The organism is Azohydromonas sediminis, from assembly GCF_003574675.1.
Taxonomy (GTDB): domain Bacteria; phylum Pseudomonadota; class Gammaproteobacteria; order Burkholderiales; family Burkholderiaceae_C; genus Calidifontimicrobium; species Calidifontimicrobium sediminis.
The window spans coordinates 306,074-323,826 of sequence record NZ_QOAZ01000001.1 but is presented as its reverse complement, the minus strand read 5'-3'; the positions used below and the strand labels follow the sequence as shown (position 1 = coordinate 323,826).

The 17,753-nt window shown below is 74.0% G+C and carries 19 protein-coding genes and 1 pseudogene; 8 read left to right on the top strand and 12 right to left on the bottom strand.

Features of this window, described 5'->3' with window-relative positions; all coding sequences use genetic code 11:
• Both DRV96_RS17950 and DRV96_RS01520 read right to left on the bottom strand, forming a co-directional pair.
• Window positions 1-652, bottom strand: a pseudogene (locus DRV96_RS17950) (hypothetical protein); the annotation flags it as partial.
• Window positions 653-1,249: 597 nt separating this feature from the next.
• Entirely contained in the window at window positions 1,250-2,290 is a 1,041-nt protein-coding gene (locus tag DRV96_RS01520; protein WP_119286889.1) for an NAD(P)H-binding protein, read from the bottom strand.
• 83 nt (window positions 2,291-2,373) lie between these two features.
• On the opposite strand from DRV96_RS01520, the gene DRV96_RS01515 reads away from it, so the two are divergent.
• The 5 genes from DRV96_RS01515 (at window position 2,374) to DRV96_RS01495 (ending at window position 5,397) form a co-directional block, all read left to right on the top strand.
• Window positions 2,374-3,435, top strand: a complete 1,062-nt coding sequence (locus DRV96_RS01515) for an aldo/keto reductase (RefSeq protein WP_119286888.1) — start codon at window positions 2,374-2,376, stop codon at window positions 3,433-3,435.
• Window positions 3,436-3,443: 8 nt separating this feature from the next.
• Entirely contained in the window at window positions 3,444-3,935 is a 492-nt protein-coding gene (locus DRV96_RS01510; RefSeq protein ID WP_119286941.1) for an aminoacyl-tRNA deacylase, read from the top strand.
• Window positions 3,936-3,999: 64 nt separating this feature from the next.
• Window positions 4,000-4,659: a glycerol-3-phosphate 1-O-acyltransferase PlsY gene (gene plsY, locus DRV96_RS01505; protein WP_119286886.1), complete on the top strand. Its 660-nt coding sequence runs from the start codon at window positions 4,000-4,002 to the stop codon at window positions 4,657-4,659.
• 11 nt (window positions 4,660-4,670) lie between these two features.
• Window positions 4,671-5,015, top strand: coding sequence for a RidA family protein (locus tag DRV96_RS01500; protein ID WP_119286883.1), 345 nt, complete (start codon window positions 4,671-4,673; stop codon window positions 5,013-5,015).
• A 16-nt stretch (window positions 5,016-5,031) separates the two neighbouring features.
• A complete protein-coding gene (locus DRV96_RS01495; protein WP_119286881.1) occupies window positions 5,032-5,397 on the top strand; it encodes a glutaredoxin family protein in 366 nt (121 codons plus the stop codon).
• Here the strand turns inward: DRV96_RS01495 and DRV96_RS01490 are convergent, their stop codons facing one another.
• Genes DRV96_RS01490 through DRV96_RS01480 form a run of 3 tightly spaced genes read right to left on the bottom strand, consistent with a single transcriptional unit; the run spans window position 5,398 to window position 7,863 of the window.
• Window positions 5,398-6,030 carry an L-threonylcarbamoyladenylate synthase gene (locus DRV96_RS01490; RefSeq protein WP_119286879.1) on the bottom strand — a complete coding sequence of 211 codons (633 nt, stop codon included), beginning with the start codon at window positions 6,028-6,030 and terminating at the stop codon, window positions 5,398-5,400.
• A gap of 13 nt (window positions 6,031-6,043) precedes the next feature.
• Entirely contained in the window at window positions 6,044-7,003 is a 960-nt protein-coding gene (locus DRV96_RS01485; protein WP_119286877.1) for a DMT family transporter, read from the bottom strand.
• Window positions 7,000-7,863 (bottom strand): 3',5'-nucleoside bisphosphate phosphatase, encoded by an 864-nt coding sequence (locus DRV96_RS01480; protein WP_119286938.1) that lies wholly within the window; start codon window positions 7,861-7,863, stop codon window positions 7,000-7,002. The genes DRV96_RS01485 and DRV96_RS01480 overlap by 4 nt, the downstream gene beginning before the upstream one ends.
• Before the next feature lie 107 nt (window positions 7,864-7,970).
• Between DRV96_RS01480 and DRV96_RS01475 the strand changes: the two genes are divergently transcribed.
• Window positions 7,971-8,159 (top strand): hypothetical protein, encoded by a 189-nt coding sequence (locus DRV96_RS01475; protein ID WP_119286874.1) that lies wholly within the window; start codon window positions 7,971-7,973, stop codon window positions 8,157-8,159.
• Between the two features lie 17 nt (window positions 8,160-8,176).
• Here the strand turns inward: DRV96_RS01475 and DRV96_RS01470 are convergent, their stop codons facing one another.
• The 3 genes from DRV96_RS01470 to DRV96_RS01460 all read right to left on the bottom strand — a co-directional run bounded on the left by DRV96_RS01470 (window position 8,177) and on the right by DRV96_RS01460 (window position 12,107).
• Window positions 8,177-9,301 carry a PQQ-dependent sugar dehydrogenase gene (locus tag DRV96_RS01470; protein ID WP_119286872.1) on the bottom strand — a complete coding sequence of 375 codons (1,125 nt, stop codon included), beginning with the start codon at window positions 9,299-9,301 and terminating at the stop codon, window positions 8,177-8,179.
• A gap of 71 nt (window positions 9,302-9,372) precedes the next feature.
• Window positions 9,373-11,154 carry a single-stranded-DNA-specific exonuclease RecJ gene (gene recJ, locus DRV96_RS01465; protein WP_235823238.1) on the bottom strand — a complete coding sequence of 594 codons (1,782 nt, stop codon included), beginning with the start codon at window positions 11,152-11,154 and terminating at the stop codon, window positions 9,373-9,375.
• 26 nt (window positions 11,155-11,180) lie between these two features.
• Complete coding sequence (locus DRV96_RS01460; RefSeq protein ID WP_119286870.1) at window positions 11,181-12,107, bottom strand: hypothetical protein; 927 nt, start codon at window positions 12,105-12,107, stop codon at window positions 11,181-11,183.
• 76 nt (window positions 12,108-12,183) lie between these two features.
• On the opposite strand from DRV96_RS01460, the gene DRV96_RS01455 reads away from it, so the two are divergent.
• Window positions 12,184-13,440 (top strand): lipoprotein-releasing ABC transporter permease subunit, encoded by a 1,257-nt coding sequence (locus DRV96_RS01455; RefSeq protein ID WP_119286868.1) that lies wholly within the window; start codon window positions 12,184-12,186, stop codon window positions 13,438-13,440.
• Window positions 13,433-14,125, top strand: coding sequence for an ABC transporter ATP-binding protein (locus DRV96_RS01450; protein WP_119286866.1), 693 nt, complete (start codon window positions 13,433-13,435; stop codon window positions 14,123-14,125). Before DRV96_RS01455 ends, DRV96_RS01450 begins: the two co-directional genes overlap by 8 nt.
• A gap of 12 nt (window positions 14,126-14,137) precedes the next feature.
• Here DRV96_RS01450 and DRV96_RS01445 read toward each other — a convergent pair whose 3' ends face one another.
• From DRV96_RS01445 to DRV96_RS01430, 4 genes are all read right to left on the bottom strand, one after another.
• Entirely contained in the window at window positions 14,138-15,235 is a 1,098-nt protein-coding gene (locus DRV96_RS01445; protein WP_210756946.1) for a hypothetical protein, read from the bottom strand.
• Between the two features lie 105 nt (window positions 15,236-15,340).
• A complete protein-coding gene (locus tag DRV96_RS01440) occupies window positions 15,341-16,492 on the bottom strand; it encodes an FAD-dependent monooxygenase (RefSeq protein WP_119286864.1) in 1,152 nt (383 codons plus the stop codon).
• Window positions 16,489-16,710: a hypothetical protein gene (locus DRV96_RS01435; protein WP_119286863.1), complete on the bottom strand. Its 222-nt coding sequence runs from the start codon at window positions 16,708-16,710 to the stop codon at window positions 16,489-16,491. The genes DRV96_RS01440 and DRV96_RS01435 overlap by 4 nt, the downstream gene beginning before the upstream one ends.
• Window positions 16,707-17,741 (bottom strand): VWA domain-containing protein, encoded by a 1,035-nt coding sequence (locus DRV96_RS01430; RefSeq protein WP_119286861.1) that lies wholly within the window; start codon window positions 17,739-17,741, stop codon window positions 16,707-16,709. The genes DRV96_RS01435 and DRV96_RS01430 overlap by 4 nt, the downstream gene beginning before the upstream one ends.
• Window positions 17,742-17,753: the final 12 nt, after the last annotated feature.

The following is a 17,753-nucleotide window of genomic DNA, read 5'->3' as shown; positions in this document are numbered from 1 at the left end:
CGAGCTCGGCCTGCTGCCGTGCGGCCTCGCGCCGTGCTGCCGCTTCCCGTTCGGCCTCGAGCCGGGCGGCTTGCTCACGCTCGGCTTGCAGGCGCGCGGCTTCGGCGCGCTCGGCCTCCAGGCGCTGCGCTTCGAGGCGAGCGGCTTCCCTGCGAGCGGCCTCCTCGAGTTCGGCTTGCTGCCGTGCGGCCTCGCGGCGCGCTGCGGCTTCCCGTTCGGCTTCGAGGCGGGCGGCTTGCTCGCGCTCGGCTTGCAGGCGCGCGGCTTCGGCGCGCTCGGCCTCCAGGCGCTGCGCTTCGAGGCGAGCGGCCACCTCGCGCTCGGCTTGCTGCTGCACAGCGTCCTGGCGTGCCGCTTCATCCCGCTCGGCCTGACGCCGTACCGCCGCGGCGCGCGCGGCCTCGGCCTCGAGCCGCCGTGCTTCGAGCCGCTGCGCCTGCGCGAGCGCGGCCTGCGTGCGCCCCGCGTCGTCGGCATCGTCGGCCGGTGCCGATGCGACGCGTTCGGGGCTCGCGACCTCGGGCGCGACGGCGATCACCGGCGTCGCCGCGACTTCGGCCGGCGGGGAGGGCGCGGCTTCGGCCGCCGGCGTCGTGGCGGTTGCGGCGCCGTCGTCGTCGGCTGGCTCGGTGGGGGGCGGCAGCGACGCCACCGCGGGCGGGGGCGTCTCGGCCGCGGCCGGTGCCAGCGCTGCCGCGACCTGCGCCGCGGGCGACGCGAACGGGGGTGGTGGCGGTACCGGCTCGGCGCCGCCACGCTGTGTCGCAGCCCGCGACGGCGTCGACGAAGGGGGCGGATGCGCAGGCACGGCCGTCGCCGGCGGTCGCGCCGGCAGCAGCGTGGCCGCGGCGGGTGCGGTCGGCGAGGGCGCCGCGGCCGCCGGTGGGGGCGTCAGCACCACGCGCAGCTCGGGCACGACCAGCCGCCGTTCCTGCCAAGGCCAGGCCAGTCGCGGCAGCCCGAGCACATCGTCGCCGAACGTCAGGCTCAGCAGCAGGGCATGCGTCGCCAGCGACAGCGCGAGCGGCAGCGCCAGCCGCCGCGCGTCGGCGTCCAGACCCGCGCCGCGCCGAGGCTGCGGCGGTGCGGCCTGCCGCGCCGGTGCCGGCGCGGCCGGTGCGGGGGCGCTCGTGATCGGCGGGCGGGGCATCGACACCATTGTCTCCGGCGGGCCACGACGGCCCGGTGCCGCCCCCCGCGCGCACACCCCACCTGAGGGGCTGCAGGCCTCACGTCGCGGGCGGGGCGGTCAGAACACGGCGTGGTCGCCGAGGTCGACGCTGGCCTCGCCGCGCAGCAGCGCCGCGTAGTGGTCGGCGAGCGTGCGCGTGCCGTGCGACGGCGTCGCCGACGCGTCGTAGCGGCCGCTGGCCGGGTCGAGCACGAGCATCGACTCGGTCGCGTAGTAGCGCCCGATGCGCGCGAACTCGGCCTTGTCGGCCAGCGGCGGCAGCACGCGCCCGAGCGCGGCGAGCACCGCGACGATGGCGTCGAGCAGCGCGACCGGCACCCGCCTGAAGCGCGGCGGACGGCCGAGCAGCGAAAACAGCAGTTCGCCCTGCGCGCGCGGGGTGATCGCCTCGCCCGGCCCGCCGATCGGCAGCACGTGGTTCCAGCGCTGCGCGTCGTCGAGGCAGCCGGCCAGATAGTCGGCGAGGTCCTCGTCGGCGATCGGCTTGCACGCCGTCAGCGTGCCGTCGCCGAACACGACGAACGGCTTGCCGCGCTTCACGCGTTCGACCTGTCCCGACAGCGACTTGAAGAACGCGGTGGGCCGCACGATGGACCACGTGAGCCCCGAGTCCATCAGCTCGCGCTCGAACGCGAGCTTGGCCTGCTGGAACGCGAGCCGCGGCCTTTGCACGCAGATCGCCGACAGCAGCACGAAGTGCGTCGCGCCGGCGTCCTTCGCCGCGCGCAGTGCGTGCACGTGGGCGCGATGATCGATGGCCCACGCGTCGGCCGGCGCGCCGGTGCGCGAGGCCAGGCAAGAGACGACGGCGTCGAAGCGTTCGCCGCGAAAGCCATCGCGCGCGAGCGAGGCCGGGTCGGTCACGTCGCCGACGCGCAGCTCGGCGCCGGCGAGCCCGCGCGGCACATCGTCGGGTGCGCGCGTGCCGCCTGCGCCGGCGCGCGGGCGCACGAAGCACACCACCGCGTGGCCGCGCTGCACGAGCGCGCGCACCGTCGCGCGGCCGATCGTGCCGGTGGCGCCGAGCACGAAGACGCGCTTGCGCGCGGACTCCCCGGCAGCGCCGGGCGCGGCCTGCGGTGCGGCGGCAATCGTCATGGCGGCGGCGACGAGGATAGCGCAGCCCCGCAGCGTCGCCGCGCCCCTTGCGGCACACTTCGCCCCCGCGAAAGGAGACCCCGATGGAGCACACCACGCTCGGCACGAGCGGCCTGAAGGTCGGCAAGATCTGCCTCGGCACGATGACTTTCGGCGAGCGCCAGGTCGACGAGAAGACGGCGTTCGCGATCCTCGACCGCGCGCTCGAGCGCGGCATCGACTTCCTCGACACCGCCGAGATGTACCCGGTGCCGCCGAGCGCCGAGCGCTTCGGCGACACCGAGCGCATCCTCGGGCGCTGGTTCGCGCAGCGCCCCGGCGCGCGCCACAAGGTCGTGCTCGCGACCAAGGTCTCGGGCTCGGCGCGCGCGTACCACTGGATCCGCGGCGGCCGCGCCGAGGTGCAGCCGCAGGACTTCATCGACGCCTGCGACGCGAGCCTGAAGCGCCTGGGCACCGACGTGATCGACCTGTACCAGATCCACTGGCCGGTGCGCCACGTGCCGATGTTCGGCGGGCTGTACTTCGACCCGGCGAAGGACCGGCCGGTGCTCGCGGTGCAGGCGCAGCTCGAGGCGCTCGACCGCCTCGTGCGCGCCGGCAAGGTGCGCGCGGTGGGCCTGAGCAACGAGACGCCGTGGGGCGTGATGGCCTTCCTGCGCGAGGCCGACAAACACGGCCTGCCGCGCGTGGCCACGGTGCAGAACCCGTACTGCCTCGTCAACCGCGTCGTCGACAACGGCCTCGACGAGGTGCTGCACCGCGAGCGGGTGTCGCTGCTCGCGTACTCGCCGCTGGGTTTCGGCCTCTTGACCGGCAAGTACGACGCCAGGGGCCTCGACGACCCGGCCAACCCGGGGCGGCTCGCGATCTTCGACAGCATGAAGCAGCAGCGCTGGGGCCGCCCCGAGGCGCTGGCCGCCGCGAAGCGCTACAACGCGCTGGCGCGCGCGCACGGCCTTGCGCCCACCGCGATGGCGCTCGCGTTCTGCTACCGCAGCTGGCGCGTGGCGAGCACGATCATCGGCGTGACCAGCGTCGCGCAGCTCGACGAGTGCCTCGACGCGTGGGGCACCACGCTGTCGCCCGAGCTGCTCGCCGAGATCGACCGCATCCGCTGGGAGATCCGCGATCCCGGCCAGTGACGCGCGCGATGGCGAAGAAGGACCGACACGTCAGCGAGACGCCGGCCACGCAGGCGCTGCGCGCCGCCGGCGTCGCGTTCACCGAGCACCCGTACGACTACGTCGACCACGGCGGTGCGGCCGAGTCGGCGCGCCAGCTCGGCGTGCCGCTGCACGAAGTCGTCAAGACGCTGGTGATGCAGGACGAGCGCGCGCAGCCGCTCGTGGTGCTGATGCACGGCGACCGCGAGGTCAGCACGAAGAACCTGGCGCGCGCGATCGGCTGCAAGAGCGTCGAGCCGTGCCGGCCCGAGGTCGCGCAGCGCCACAGCGGCTACCTGGTGGGCGGCACGTCGCCGTTCGGGTTCCGGCGCGCCGGCGTGCCGGTCTACGTCGAGGCCAGCGTGCTCGCGCTGCCGCGCATCCTGATCAACGGCGGGCGGCGCGGCTACCTCGTCGGCATCGCGCCGCAGGTGCTCGTCGACTTGCTCGGCGCGCGCGCGGTGCACTGCGCGCTCTGACGGCGGCCGCCGCGCGGGCGGCGCGTACACTGCCGGTCCCCGCGTCGCGCTGCCCTGCCCCGGCATGGAACTGGTCTACCCGCTGCTCGCGCTCGTCGCCGCCTACCTGATCGGCTCGCTGTCGTTCGCCGTCATCGTCAGCCGCGCGATGGGGCTCGCCGACCCGCGCACCTACGGCTCCCACAACCCCGGCGCGACGAACGTGCTGCGCTCGGGCAGCCGCAAGGCGGCGGTGGCCACGCTCGCGCTCGACGCGCTCAAGGGCTACCTGCCGGTGCTCGCGGTGCTGGTGTGGGGCCCGCGCGTCGGGCTGGGCCCCGACACCGCGGCGTGGGTCGGCGTGGCGGCCTTCGTCGGCCACGTGTGGCCGGTGTTTTTCCGCTTCCAGGGCGGCAAGGGCGTGGCCACGGCGGCCGGCGTGCTGTTCGCGCTCAACCCGGTGCTCGGCGCCTTCACGCTGGCGAGCTTTGCGATCGTGCTGTACTTCTTCCGCTACGTGTCGCTGGCGTCGATCGTCGCCGCGCTGTTCGCGCCGTTCTATCAGCTGCTGATCTGGGGCGCCGACACGACGGTGGTCGCGATCGCGCTGATGAGCCTGCTGCTCGTGTGGCGACACGAATCGAACATCCGCAAGCTGCTCGCCGGCACCGAGAGCCGATTCGGGCAGAAGGCGGCCGCATCGCCGCCGCCCGGCCGCGGCAGCCACGGCCACAAACACCACTGAGGAACGAATCCATGATTCAACGCTTCGACGTCGGCGCGCGCATGTCCGAGATGGCGGTGCACGACGGCACCGTCTACCTCGCCGGCCAGGTTGCTGCCGACGACACGCTCGACATCACGGGCCAGACGCGGCAGGTGCTCGCCGCGATCGACGCGCTGCTCGCGCGGGCCGGCAGCGACAAGACCAAGATCCTGCGCGCGCAGATCTTCCTCGCCGACATCGCCGACTTCCCGGCGATGAACGCCGTGTGGGACCAGTGGGTCGTGCCCGGCCACACGCCGCCGCGCGCCACGGTGCAGGCCGCGCTGGCCAAGCCGACGTGGAAGGTCGAGATCGTCGTGACCGCCGCGGTCTGAACCGGTGCCCCGCGCGATGGCTGCGTCGCGCCGCTCGCTGATCGGGTTCGTCGCCGTCGTGGCCGCGGTCGCGCTGGCCACGCAGTGGTTCGGCGACCGCCGGCAGCGAGAGCTCGGCGACGAGATTGCGCGCCTCGCGCAGCCGGGCGACATCCGCATGGTGTCGTCGCTGAGCTGCCCGTTCTGCACCGAGGCACGGCTGTGGATGGAGCGCCACGGCGTGCCGTTCGAGGAGTGCTTCATCGAGCGCGACGCGGCCTGCGAGGCGACCTACGAGTCGCTGCCGAAGCAGGCCACGCCGACGCTGATCGTGCGCGGCCAGGTGCAGACCGGCTTCGACGCCGCGCGCGTGCTGCGCGCGCTGCAGGCCGGCGCCGGCTGATCAATCGAGCGCCAGGCCGAGTGCGGCGGCGTCGCCGCGGCCCTGGCGCACGAGCACGGGCACGTCGCCGCTCAGGTCGATCACGGTCGTCGGCTGCATCGGGCACGCGCCGGCGTCGACGATGGCCTGCAGCAGCTTCTCGAAGCGCGCGCGGATCTCGTGCGGGTCGTTCAGCGGCTCGGTCTCGCCGGGCGCGATCAGCGTCGTGGCCAGCAGCGGCTGGCCGAACAGCGCGAGCAGCGCCTGCGTGACGCGGTGGTCGGGCACGCGCAGCCCGATCGTGCGTCGCGACGGGTGGCTCAGGCGCCGCGGCACCTCCTTCGTCGCCTCGAGGATGAACGTGAACGGCCCCGGCGTCGCGAGCTTGAGCAGCCGGTACTGGCGGTTGTCGACGCGCGCATAGCTGGCCAGCTCCGACAGGTCGCGGCACAGCAGCGTCAGGTGGTGGCGCTCGTCGACCTGGCGGATGCGCCGCAGCGCCTCGGCGGCGGCCTTGTCGTCGAGGTGGCACACCAGCGCGTAGCTCGAGTCGGTCGGGATCGCCGCGATGCCGCCGCCGTGCAGGATCTGCGCAGCCTGCTTGAGCAGCCGCGGCTGCGGGTTGTCGGGGTGGACCTCGAAGTACTGGGCCATCGCGGACGCGTCGTCAGTCGCCGATCGAGTCGACCGCCACCGGCGGCGGCGCGCGCCGGCCTGGCGCGGCGCGCACGTTGAGCCACGCGCTGGTGGCGCCGCAGGCCGCGATGACGGCCATGCCGACGACGGCCCAGCCGTCGGGCAGGTGGCCGAACGCGACCCAGCCGGCGAACGCGGCGAGCACGATCTGTAGGTAGGTGAACGGCATCAGCAGCGCCACCGGCGCCATGCCCATCGCGAGGATCAGCAGCCCGTGGCCGACGGTGCCCATCAGCCCGACGAGCAGCATCAGCGCGATCGCGCGCGCGTCGGCCGCGGCCAGCGACGGCACGACGTCGACCGGCAGCGCGGCGAGCACGAGCGAGCCGAGCACGGTGCCGACGACGCCGGTGTACAGGTGCGTCGTCAGCGGGTGCTCGTGGCCAGCGAGCCGGCGCGTGAGGACCTGGAACGCGGCATAGCAGGTCGCGCCGGCGAGCGGGAACAGCGCAGCCCAGCCGAACAGCCCGCTGCCCGGGCGCAGCACGACGAGCGCGCCGGCGAAGGCGCCGGCCACCAGCGCCCAGCGCCACGGCGTCAAGCGCTCGCGTAGCACGAGCGCGGCGACGACGATCGACAGCACCGGCGTGATCATGAAGATCGCGGTGAACTCCGCGACCGGCAGGTGCTGCAGCCCGATGAAGCTCAGCGCGCTGACGGTGAACAGCAGCGTGCCGCGCAGCAGCTGGAAGCGCGGGTGCGCCGGGCGCCACAGCGCGCGCCGCGACGGCGCGGCCAGCCACGCCGACATCACGACGGCCTGGAACGCGTAGCGCGCCCACAGCACGACGAGCACCGGCACGACGGCGCCGACGACCTTGACGGTGGTGTCGAGCACCGCGAAGCACGCCGCCATCGCGCCGATCAGCGCGACGCCGAGCAGCGGACGCGTGGCCGTCGGCGCGCCGGCGCGCAGCGTGGCGACGCTCACGGCCGGATCACCCGCTCGGCGAGCGCGGCCCACACCGGTGTGAGCCGGCCGGGCAGGTCGGGCAGCGCGCCGAGGTCGGTGTGGCTCTCGTCGGGGTCGTGGAAGTCGCTGCCGCGCGAGGCGAGCAGGCCGAACTCGAGCGCGAGCCCGGTGTAGGTGGCGTACTCGGCCGTCGTGTGGCTGCCGGTGACGACCTCGACGCCGCGTCCGCCGTGCGCGACGAACTCGCTGAACAACGCATATTCCTCGGTCGGCGTGAAGCGGTAGCGCGCCGGGTGCGCGATCACGGCGACGCCGCCGGCCGCGGTGATCCAGCGCACCGCGTCGCCGAGCCGCGCCCAGCGGTGCGGCACGTGGCCCGGCTTGCCCTCGGTCAGGTAGCGGCGGAAGACCTCGTGCGTGTCGCGGCACACGCCGGTCTCGACGAGGAAACGCGCGAAGTGCGTGCGCGAAATCAGCTCGGGGTTGCCGACGTACTTCAGCGCGCCGTCGAACGCGCCCTTGATGCCGACCTGCGCGAGGCTGGCGGCCATCTCGCGCGCGCGCTGCTCGCGTCCGGCGCGGGTGGCGGCCAGGCCGTCGCGCAGCGCGGCGTCGTCGGCGTCGAAGCCCAAGCCGACGACGTGCACCGTCTGGTCGAGGAAGCTGACCGAGATCTCGCAGCCGGTCAGGTACGGCAGCCCCAGCCCGCGCGCCGCGTCACGCGCGGCGGCCTGGCCGCCGACCTCGTCGTGGTCGGTCAGCGACCACAGCTCGACGCCATTGGCCTTCGCGCGCGCGGCCAGCGCCTGCGGGCTGAGCGTGCCGTCCGAGACGTCGGAGTGGCAATGCAGGTCGGCATTGAGTAAGCTGGCATCCAGCACCGCCCGATTGTAGGGGGACACCCTTGGCCGCTGAGTCCGACGGCCCGCCGCCCGCGCCACCGCGCCGCTCGCCGGGTCGGCGCTCGGCTCTCGTCGACGCAGCGATGGGCGCGCTCGCCGCGCTGCCGGTGCTCGCCGTGCTGCTCGGCCACGGCGACTTCTTCCTCCTCGTCGCTGCGCTGCTGCCGGTGGCGGTGATGTTCGTCTGCTCGTTCGACCCGCCCGACATCGCCGAGATGGCGGCGCGCCTGCGCGACGCGCGCCGCCCGCCGCTGAAGCCGCCGCGGGGCTGAACCGCGAGAGCGGACTCTCAGCGCTCCAGGCGCACGATCTGCCCGTCGGGGCTGTCGGTGAGCAGATAGATCCAGCCGTCGGGGCCCTGGCGCACGTCGCGGATGCGCGCGTTCAGGTTCGTCAGCAGCCGTTCCTCGCCGGTCACGCGGTGGCCGTCCAGGCTCAGGCGCACGAGCGCCTGTGCGCGCAGCGCACCGATCAGCACGCTGCCCTTCCACCCGGGGTAGCGGTCGCTGGTGACGAAGGCCATGCCGCTCGGTGCGATCGAGGTCGGCACCCAGTGACGCAGCGGCGCGGCGACGTCGGCGCGCTCGGTGCCTTCGCCGATGCGCGTGCCGGTGCCGTAGTTGCGCCCGTAGGTGATCACCGGCCAGCCGTAATTCTTGCCGGCCTCGGTCAGGTTCAGCTCGTCGCCGCCTTGCGGGCCGTGCTCGGTCGTCCACAGCGCGCCGGTCGTCGGGTGGATCGCCGCGCCCTGGATGTTGCGGTGGCCGTAGCTCCAGATCTCGGGCAGCGCGCCGGCGCGGCCGACGAAGGGGTTGTCGGCGGGCACCTTGCCGTCGGGCTCGATGCGCACGACCTTGCCGTGGTGGTTGTCCAGCGTCTGCGCGTCGTCCTTGCGCGAGAAGCGGTCGCCCAGCGTGACGAACAGCCGCCCGTCGGGCGCGAACACGAGCCGCGAGCCGAAGTGGTGGCTGCTCGCGACCTTGGGCTGCTGGCGGAAGATCACCTGCACGTCGGCGAGCCGGTTGCCGTCGAGCCGGCCGCGTGCCACCGCGGTGCTGTTGCCGTTGCCGTCGGTGGCCGGCTCGCTGTAGCTCCAGTAGACGAGGCGGTTGTCGGCGAACTGCGGGTCGACCGCGACGTCGAGCAGCCCGCCCTGGCCGCTGGCGACGACCGGCGGCAGCCCGGCCAGCGGCGCGCCGAGCGTGCCGTCGCGCTCGACGATGCGCATGCGCCCCGGCCGCTCGGTGACGAGCATGCGCCCGTCGGGCAGGAACGCGAGCCCCCAGGGGTTTTGCAGGCCGCGCGCGACGGTGACGGGCTTGACGTCGAGCGCGGCGCTCGGCAGCGCCACCAGCGCGGTGGCGGCGAGCACGAGGGCAGGGAGCAGGGCGGACAGCGTGGGCAGGCGGCGCATCGGGCGGGACGGTGAAACGGCGACGCCGGTTCGACGGCGTCGGCGCGCGGAAGTTCGCGACGCCGGTGCAGTCACCCCGCGGCCGGCACGGCGGCCTCGATCACCATCTGCACGCGCGCCTGGCCCTGGTACTCGTCGAGCGACAGTCGGTAGGCCACATGTGCACGCGGCGGCAGCGGCTCGCTGCGGCCGAACCAGATCGCCTCGCGCGGCGCACCGGACGCGGCCCCGGCGGGCCTGAGCCGCAGCTTCAGGTGGCGCTCGCCGACCAGCCGCTGCGCGACGACCTCGACCTCGTCGCAGAACAGCGGCGGCTCGAACGCCGGCCCCCAGACCTGCGCGTCGAGCGCGCGCACGGTCTCGGCGTCGAAGTACTCGGCCGGCAGCGGTCCGTCGGTGCGTAGGCGCTGCTGCAGCGTCGCCGCGTCGAGCCATTCGGCAGCGACCTGCACGAAGGCGGCGGCGAAGCGTGCGAACTGCGCCTCGGCCAGCGTGCAGCCCGCGGCCATCGCGTGGCCGCCGAAGCGCAGCAGCACGCCGGGCTCGCGCTTGGCCACCAGGTCGAGCGCGTCGCGCAGGTGGAAGCCCGCGATCGAGCGCCCCGAGCCCTTGAGCAGTCCGTCGGCGCCGCGCGCGAAGACGAAGGTCGGGCGGTGCAGGCGGTCCTTGACGCGGCCGGCGACGATGCCGACCACGCCCTCGTGGAACGAGGCGTCGAACAGCGCCAGCGCCGGCGGCGGCACGCCGGCGGGCAGCAGCGCGTCGAGGTGCAGCTCGGCCTGTGCGCGCATGCCGGCCTCGACGTCGCGGCGCTCGCGGTTGATCGCGTCGAGCGTGCGCGCGAGCTCGGCGGCGCGCGCTGCGTCGTCGGCGAGCAGGCACTCGATGCCCAGCGTCATGTCGGCCAGCCGCCCGGCGGCGTTGATGCGCGGCCCGAGCGCGAAGCCGAAGTCGAACGCCGCGGCGCGCGCCGCATCGCGCCCGGCCACCGCGAACAGCGCCGCGACGCCGGGCTGCATGCGCCCGGCGCGGATGCGGCGCAGCCCCTGCGCGACCAGGCGCCGGTTGTTCGCGTCCAGCCGCACGACGTCGGCCACCGTGCCGAGCGCGACGAGGTCGAGCAGGCTGTCGAGCCGCGGCTGCGCGCCGTCGGCGAAGCGCCCTCGCGCGCGCAGCTCGGCGCGCAGCGCGAGCAGCACGTAGAACATCACGCCGACGCCGGCGATGGACTTGCTCTCGAACGGGCAGCCGGGCTGGTTCGGGTTGACGACGACGTCGGCGTCGGGCAGCACGACGCGGCCGCCCTCGACCGCCGGCAGGTGGTGGTCGGTGACAACGACACCGATGCCGTGTGCGCGCGCGTGTGCGACGCCTTCGACGCTGGCGATGCCGTTGTCGACGGTGACCAGCAGCTTCAAGCCGGGCACGCGCTCGCGCGCGAGGTCGACGATCGTGGGCGTCAGGCCGTAGCCGTGGCGCGCGCGGTCGGGCACGACGTAGTGCAGCGTCGCCGGGTCGGCGCCGAGCAGCTTCAGGCCGCGCAGCGCCACCGCGCATGCGGTGGCGCCGTCGCAGTCGTAGTCGGCGACGACGCACACCGCCTCGCGCGCGGCGATCGCGTCGGCCAGCCGGCGTGCGGCGCGGTCGGCACCGAGCAGCGTCGACGGGGGCAGCAGCCGGTCGAGTCCGTCGTCGAGCTCGTCGCGGTCGCGGATGCCGCGCGCGGCGAACAGGCGCGCGAGCAGCGGGTGCACGCCGGCCTGCTCGAGCGCGAAGGCCACGCGCGGCGGGACGTCGCGCACTTCGAGGATCGGCGGCGGGACGGCGCGCGTCTGCGGGATCGACGCGGCCACCCCGCGCTCCTCGGCGAATGGCGGACTCACAGTGTCTCCAGCAGCGCGGCGGCGTCGGCCCGGCGCACGAACCAGCGCGCCCACGGCCGACGGGCGGCGGCGTCGAACGTGACGGCGCTGCGCTCGCCGCACAGCGTCAGCGTCACGGGCTCGCCGCGCCGCGTCGCGGCGAGCGCCGCGGCCAGCGGGCCGGCGTCGAGCGCGCGCCACGCGGCCTGCCACGCGGCCCAGTCCTCGGCGAGCGCCGGGGTGCGCAGGCGGTCGTCGACGGCGAGGGCGGATGCCGGTCGTGCCGGCTGGTACGCGCCGCAGCCGCTCAGCCACACCGAGTTGACGCTCAGGCGGCCCTGCGATTCGCGCTCGGCGTTGGCGGGGTGCATGTACAGCAGCATCTGCACCTCATTCTGCAGCCGGCGCAGCAGGCGGGCCGCGGGTGCATCGGGCAGCCAGCGGTCGACGTGGCGGCCGATCACGCGGTCGAGCGACGCGGTGGGCAGCGCGCGCAGCGTCTCGTGCGCGGTCAGCCACACGAGCGGCGCGACCCAGCGCAGCACGAAGCCCTCGCTCGTGAACAGCGGCGCGACGGCGTCGAACAGCGCGCGCGACGTGGCTTCGTCGAGCTGCAGCGCCTGCGGGTCGAGCAGGCTCACCTGCTCGGTGCCCAAGTGCAGGTGCACCGGCGTCAGCAGGCCCCACGCGAGGTCGCCCGGTTCGATGCCGGCCTGCGCGGCGGTGTGCGCCGCGAACGGCAGCGCGCCTTCGGCGGCGGCCCAACCCCACGCGCGGGCGAGCGCACGTTCGTGCGGCGGCGTCAGCGACCACTCGTCGCCGTCGTCGCGACGCTCGCGGCGACGCGCGCTCAGCAGTTCGGCCAGGTGCGGCAGCTCGACATCGCGCAGCGCCTGCCGCCCGGCGTCGGACAGCGGCGCGGCGAACGGGACCACGAGATGCATTGCGGCGGATTATCCCGGCGCGCGGGAGTCCCGCCGCCGCGGCGCACCGCGGGCCCTCGGGTAGCATGCCAGCCCGATGAACCCGTGGTACGAGCTCCAGGTCGGCTGGCGTTACACCCGTGCCGGCCGTGCCGGCCGGCGCAACGGCTTCATCTCGTTCATCTCGGCCGTGTCGATGCTGGGCATCGCGCTCGGCGTGGCGGCGCTGATCATCGTGCTGTCGGTGATGAACGGGTTCCAGAAGGAGGTGCGCGACCGCATGCTCAGCGTGATCTCGCACGTCGAGATCCATGCCTGGGACGGCGCCGCGCTGCCCGACTGGCAGGCCACCGCCGAGGCCGCGAAACGCCACCCGCAGGTGCGCGGCGCGGCGCCGTTCGTCGCGGCGCAGGCGCTCATCGCGCGCGGCGAGGACATGCGCGGCGCCGTCGTGCGCGGCATCGAGCCCGCGGCCGAGGCCACGGTGACCGAGCTCGCGGCGCGGCTGCGCGACACGACGCTGGCCACGCTGCGCCCGGGCGAGTGGCACGTCGTGCTCGGCGCCGAGCTGGCGCGCCAGCTCGGCGTGACGGTGGGCGACAAGGTCACGCTGGTGGCCCCGGGCGGGCAGGTCACGCCGGCCGGCGTGATCCCGCGGCTGCGCCAGTTCACGGTCACGGGCACCTTCGACACCGGCCACTATGAGTACGACAGCGCACTGGCGCTGATCCACCTGCGCGACGCGGCGGCGCTGTTCCGCGTCGAGGGGCCGACCGGCGTGCAGCTGCGGCTGGCCGACGTGCATGCCGCGCGCGGCGTCGCGGCGGAGCTCGCGTCGATGCTCGGTCGCGACGTGATCGTGCGCGACTGGACGCGCACCAACCGCAACTGGTTCGACGCGGTGCAGATCGAGAAGCGCCTGATGGCGATCATCCTGACGCTGATCGTCGCGGTGGCCGCGTTCAACCTGGTGTCGACGCTGGTGATGACGGTGACCGACAAGCGCGCCGACATCGCGATCCTGCGCACGCTCGGCGCGAGCCCGCGCTCGATCATGGGCATCTTCGTCGTGCAGGGTGCCACCGCCGGCATCGTCGGCACCGCGGCCGGCGTCGCGCTCGGCCTGCTGGTGGCGTTCAACGTCGACGTCATCGTGCCGGCGATCGAGCGGGCGCTGGGCGTCGCGTTCCTGCCCGGCAGCATCTACCTGATCACGCGCATGCCCAGCGACCCGCAGGCCGGCGACATCGTGCCGATCGCCGTCGTCTCGCTGGTGCTCGCGTTCCTCGCGACGATCTACCCGAGCTGGCGCGCCAGCCGCGTGAACCCCGCCGAGGCGCTGCGCTATGAGTGAGGCGCCGGTCGTGCTGCGCGCCGAGGGCCTGCACAAGCGCTTCCACGAGGGGCCGCTGGACGTGCAGGTGCTGCGCGGCGTCGACCTCGAAGTGCGCGCGGGCGAGACGCTCGCCGTGGTCGGTGCGTCGGGCTCGGGCAAGAGCACGCTGCTGCACCTGCTCGGCGGGCTCGACGCGCCGAGCGCCGGGCGCGTGTGGCTGCAGGGGCAGGACCTGTCGGCGATGGGCGCCGCGGCGCAGGGCCGCTGGCGCAACCGGCACCTGGGCTTCGTCTACCAGTTCCATCACCTGCTGCCCGAGTTCAGCGCGCTCGACAACGTCGCGATGCCGCTGCGCATCCGCCGCGAGCCGCCGGCGGCCGCGCGCGCCGCGGCGCGCGAGGTGCTCGCGCGCGTCGGTCTGGCCGAGCGCGTGCACCACCGGCCGTCGGAACTGTCCGGCGGCGAGCGTCAGCGCGTCGCGCTCGCGCGCGCGCTCGTCACGCAGCCGGCCTGTGTGCTCGCCGACGAACCGACCGGCAACCTCGACCGCGAGACGGCCGACACGGTGTTGGAGCTGATGCTCGGCCAGTGCCGCGAGCGCGGCATGGCGCTGGTCGTCGTCACGCACGATGCGGCGCTCGCCGCGCGTTGCGGGCGCGCGGTGCGCCTGGCGGGCGGGCGCATCGTCGCCGACGCGCGCTGAGCCGCGGGCGCCTCAGGGCGCCGGCACCGCGACGCGGTTGCCCGGCACGGTCATGAACTGCACGCTGAACACGTCGCGGCTGCGCGGGTCGGCTTCGACCTTGACCCAGTGCACGTCGTTGTTGCCGGGCGTCTCGATGCGCGTGAAGTTCTCCAGCCGCCGGCCCTGCGCGTCGAGCAGCGGCTTGTCGACGCGGAAGTCGTGCGAATCGCCGTGCACGTAGGCCACCGGGCGGCGGAAGTCGGTCACCGCCTCGCGCAGCGCGAGCAGGAAGTCGCGGAAGCCGTCGGGCGCGCCGTCGGTCTGTGCGAGCGTGCGCGGGTCGCGGCGCGGCGCGCGGGTGCCGTCGCTGGCGTCCCAGCCCGGGTTGGCCTGCGAGATCAGCATCACCGCGGCGGCGTCTTGCGCCCGGGCCATGGCGAAGCTCTCGCGAAGCCAGCGGATGTTGGCGGCGTTGCGGGCCGCGAACTCGGCCGCATCCGGGTTCGTGTCGCACAGGTTGTTGCACGAGCCGGGCACGTTCAGCGTCACGTAGACGACGCGGCCGAGGGTCCAGCGGCGGTTTTCGACGCAGGGCACCGCGGCGCCGCCGGCGCCCAGGCACAGCGGCTCGTTTTGCACCTGCTGGCGCAGCCGCCGCTGGCCGAGCGACCACGGCGTCGAAAAGAAGATCTGCCGCTCGCGGTCGAGCCGCTCGAGCGCATCGTAGCCGCCGTTGGAGGGGCGGTCGCAGTCGGTCCAGTCGTTGTCGCCGGGGGTGAACATCGCCGGCGCACGCAGTGCGTTGAACCAGCCCAGTGCGCGCAGGTACAGCGCGTCGTCGCACGGGCTGCCCGAGCCCTGCTTCAGGTCGCCGGTGTGCACCGTGAACGCCAGCCGGTGCGCATTCATGTCGGCGATCAGGTTCGGCAGGCCGACGCTCTCCTGCACGGCCGAGTACGGCAGGTCGCCCCACAGGCCGATCGCATGCGGGGCATGGCGTGATGCGCGGGTGTCGTCGCCGTCGCGGCCGCCGGGGTCGGCGTGCGCCGCGAGCGCAAGTGCGGCACTGCAGGCGAGTGTGGCGAGGCGGCGCAGCGGCGCGCCCCGTAGCGGGCGGGGTGTCGTCATCGTGAGGGTCCTCCAGGTGGCACGTCGCGGCACGCTCGGTGCTGCGGCCGGCAGTCTGGGCCGCCAGCGATGACAGACGAATGAAGTCGCCGCGGCGTGCGTGTTTCAGCCGCGCTTGTCGGGCGGCAGCGCTTCGTAGGCAGCCACCAGCGTCGGGTCGCGCGAGCGCAGATCCTCGTGCGACACGCGCCCGGTGCGTCGCATGTAGTCGTAGGCGAACGCCACCGGCGGCAGGTGCAGGCGCGAGCGCACCGTCTCGTACCACTCGGTGCTCCTGACGGCGGCGGCCTGCAGGCCGTCGGAGCCGGGGCGGCGGGTACGCTCGAACTCGGCCAGCGCCGCGGGGACGTCGGCGCCGGCGCGCTCGAAGGCACGAAACAGCGCGATCGCGTCCTGCATCGCCAGCCGCGTGCCCGAGCCGATCGATGGGTGGCCGGTGCGCAGCGCGTCGCCGAGCAGCACGACCTTGCCGTGGTGCCAGCAGCGGTTGCGCACGATCGCGTAGCGGAACCACGTCGAGCGGTTCGACAGCAGCGGCTCGCCGGCGAGGTCGTCGGCGAACACGCGTTCGCAGTGGCGCAGGCTGTCGGCTTCGCTCATCGCACCCAGCCCTGCGGTGGCGAAGGTGTCGGGATCGGCTTCGACGAGGAAGGTGCTCAGCGTCGGCGTGTAGGTGTAGGCGTGCGCGATCAGCAGCCCGTGCGCGCACGGCCGGAACAGCAGCGACAGCGCATCGAAACGCCGCCGTGTGCCGTACCAGGCGAGCCAGTTCGGCCGCACGTCGAGTTCGGGGCCGAAATGCGCGGCGAGCAGCGTGCGCACCGCACTGTGCGCACCGTCGGCGGCGACGACGAGGTCGGCGTCGGCGGCCAGCGCATCGAGCTCGGCGCGGTCGGCGATGCGCCGTCCGAACTCGAGCCGCACCCCGGCGTCGCGGCAGCTCGCCTGCAGGATGCGCAACAGGTCCAGCCGCGCCATGCGCCAGAACGTGTTGTGCTCGAGGATCACCTCCTGGCCCCGGTGCACGATGCGCATGCGGTCGAACACCACCTGGCCTTCGGTCAGCGCCGCGTGCAGCGCCGAGTCGACGTCCTTGACGAAGTTCAGCGCGACGTCGGACAGCACGACGCCCCAGCCGTAGGTCGCTCCCTCGGGGTCGCGTTCGACGATGCGCACGTCACGCGCCAGCCCGTGACGCTTCATCAGCGACGCGAAGAACAGGCCCGCGGGGCCGCCGCCGACGATCGCGATCCTCATGCCGCAGGCGCCTTTGCGGCCGCGCGTTCGGCCTCGAGCCGTGCCGTGATCGCGTCGCGCAGCAACGTATTCGGCCCGCCGAGCGTCGGTGTCTGCCCGTCCTGCGGCACGGCGAAAGTGCAGCCCTTCACGCGGAACACCGGATCGGGCATCGCCAACCGTGCCACGGCCTCGACGGCCAGGTGGCCGAAGAAAATCGACTCGACCGGCGCCGTCACATCACGCGGTTGAACCAGACGATCGACAGGCCTGCGGCCAGCAGCGTGAGCAGGGCGCCGAGGGCGGCGAACAGGCCGCTGACCTCGGTTTCCTTCTTCTCCATCACCATCCGGCTCGACAGTCCTTCGTAGACCTTCTTCAGGTCCTCGGCGGTGCCGGCGTAGAAGTACTCGGCGCGGGTGATCTGTGCGATCTGCTTGAGCGTGTCCTCGTCGAGGCGAACGCGCATCGTCCAGCCCTCGAAGCCGATCGTGTCGCCCTCCTTGGTGCCGATGCCCACGGTGTAGACCTTGACGCCGCGCTGCGCGGCCATCTGCGCGGCCTCGATCGGGTCCGGGCCGGTCGTGCGCTGGCCGTCGGTGAGCAGGATGATCGCCCCCGAGGCGTAGCTGCCGGGCTCGACGGGCGTGAACTCCTTCTGCGCCTTCGGCTCGGCGCCCAGCGGCGAGGGCATGTTGCGCTGGCCCGTGACCTGGCTGAGGTCGATGCCGGCGTCGGGGAACATCGCCGCCAGCGACAGGATCAGGCCGCTGCCGATCGCGGTGGCGCGCTGCAGCTGGAAGCGGTCGATCGCGGCGACGACGTCCTCGCGGCTGAAGGTGGGCGGCTGCACGATGGCGGCGGTGCCGGCGAAGCTGACGACGCCGACGCGCACGCTGCGCGGCAAGTCCGTGAGGAAGGCCTTGCCGGCGGCTTGCATCGCCTCGAGGCGGCTGGGCTGCACGTCGGTGGCGCGCATGCTGCCGGAGACGTCCATCGCGAGGATGATGGTCTGTTCGGCCAGCGGCAGCGTGATCACCGCCGTCGGGCGCGCGGTGGCCACCAGCATCGCCGTGATCGCCAGCAGCAGCAGCGCCGGCGGCACGTGGCGGCGCCAGCCCACGCCCTTGGCCATCGCCTCCTTGACGAGCGCGAGCTGGGCGTACGGCAGCGCGACCTTCTTGCGCCGCGACAGCAGCCACAGGTACAGGAGCACGAGCCCCGGTACCAGCAGCAGGCTCCACAGCATCGTGGGCCACAGGAACGACATGGCTCAGTCTCC

Coding starts and splice junctions, on each gene's coding strand:
- DRV96_RS01520 (WP_119286889.1), bottom strand. CDS start 2,290: ATGACGATTGCCGCCGCACCGCAGGCCGCGCCCGGCGCTGCCGGGGAG.
- DRV96_RS01515 (WP_119286888.1), top strand. CDS start 2,374: ATGGAGCACACCACGCTCGGCACGAGCGGCCTGAAGGTCGGCAAGATC.
- DRV96_RS01510 (WP_119286941.1), top strand. CDS start 3,444: ATGGCGAAGAAGGACCGACACGTCAGCGAGACGCCGGCCACGCAGGCG.
- plsY (WP_119286886.1), top strand. CDS start 4,000: ATGGAACTGGTCTACCCGCTGCTCGCGCTCGTCGCCGCCTACCTGATC.
- DRV96_RS01500 (WP_119286883.1), top strand. CDS start 4,671: ATGATTCAACGCTTCGACGTCGGCGCGCGCATGTCCGAGATGGCGGTG.
- DRV96_RS01495 (WP_119286881.1), top strand. CDS start 5,032: ATGGCTGCGTCGCGCCGCTCGCTGATCGGGTTCGTCGCCGTCGTGGCC.
- DRV96_RS01490 (WP_119286879.1), bottom strand. CDS start 6,030: ATGGCCCAGTACTTCGAGGTCCACCCCGACAACCCGCAGCCGCGGCTG.
- DRV96_RS01475 (WP_119286874.1), top strand. CDS start 7,971: ATGGGCGCGCTCGCCGCGCTGCCGGTGCTCGCCGTGCTGCTCGGCCAC.
- DRV96_RS01470 (WP_119286872.1), bottom strand. CDS start 9,301: ATGCGCCGCCTGCCCACGCTGTCCGCCCTGCTCCCTGCCCTCGTGCTC.
- DRV96_RS01460 (WP_119286870.1), bottom strand. CDS start 12,107: ATGCATCTCGTGGTCCCGTTCGCCGCGCCGCTGTCCGACGCCGGGCGG.
- DRV96_RS01455 (WP_119286868.1), top strand. CDS start 12,184: ATGAACCCGTGGTACGAGCTCCAGGTCGGCTGGCGTTACACCCGTGCC.
- DRV96_RS01450 (WP_119286866.1), top strand. CDS start 13,433: ATGAGTGAGGCGCCGGTCGTGCTGCGCGCCGAGGGCCTGCACAAGCGC.
- DRV96_RS01445 (WP_210756946.1), bottom strand. CDS start 15,235: ATGACGACACCCCGCCCGCTACGGGGCGCGCCGCTGCGCCGCCTCGCC.
- DRV96_RS01440 (WP_119286864.1), bottom strand. CDS start 16,492: ATGAGGATCGCGATCGTCGGCGGCGGCCCCGCGGGCCTGTTCTTCGCG.
- DRV96_RS01430 (WP_119286861.1), bottom strand. CDS start 17,741: ATGTCGTTCCTGTGGCCCACGATGCTGTGGAGCCTGCTGCTGGTACCG.